Annotated in this window: 1 protein-coding gene; it reads right to left on the bottom strand. The window is 76.0% G+C overall.

Features of this window, described 5'->3' with window-relative positions; genetic code table 11:
- On the bottom strand, positions 1-836 hold an 836-nt coding region (locus HCN08_RS34485), incomplete at both ends, for a LacI family DNA-binding transcriptional regulator (protein WP_167987336.1).

Below are 836 nucleotides of genomic sequence, written 5' to 3' on the forward strand. Positions count from 1 at the left end.
GCCGGCCGGCCGTCCATGGCGTCGAGCAGCCGCAGGGCCGCGACCCGGCCGATCTCGCTGAGGTTCATGTCGACGGTGGTCAGGGGCGGCCGGGAGGCCAGCGCCATGGTGTCCCAGTTGTCGTAGCCGACCACGGCCACGTCGTCCGGGACGCGGTGGCCCTCCTCGCGCAGCGTGTCGGCGACGCCCCGGGCGATCTGGTCGTTGCCGCAGAAGAAGGCGTCCGTGCCGGGAGCCGTCCGCAGCACCGCATGGGCGGCCCGGCGGCCCCACGCCTCGCTCCAGTCGCCGAAGTGGACCCGCCCGCCGGACAGTTCGAGACCGGCGTCGCCGAGCAGGCTCTCGGTCAGCCGGGCCCGGTGGCGTGCGGCGGCGTGGTGCGCGGGGCCGCTGACGTGGGCGATCCGGGTACGGCCGGAGCCGATGAGGTGCTCGACGGCCAGCCGGGCGCCGCCCTCGTCGTCGGAGGCGACGGACATGTCGGCCGGGTCCGTGGACGGGGCCAGGGCGTAGACGGTGGGCACGCCGTGCAGTCCGGGCAGGGGATCGCGGGGGTCGGTGCGGCGGCCGGTGACGATGATGCCGTCCACCCGGCGGCCCAGCAGCGTCTGCACGTAATGGCGTTCGCGGATCGCGTCGCCGCGGGTGTCGCACAGCAGCACGGAGATCCGGCCCGCGCCGAGCGCGTCCTCCGCGCCGAGCAGGACCGGGGTGCTGAAGCGCCCTATGCCGTCGGTGGTGATCAGCCCGACGGTCCAGGTGCGGCCGGCCAGCAGCGCGCGGGCGGCCTCGTTGGGCTGGAAGTCCAGCCGGCGCGCCGCCTCCAGCACCCGCTC

Origin of the sequence: Actinacidiphila epipremni (assembly GCF_012034175.1) — a bacterium.
In the GTDB taxonomy this organism is placed as follows: Bacteria; Actinomycetota; Actinomycetes; order Streptomycetales; family Streptomycetaceae; genus Actinacidiphila; species Actinacidiphila epipremni.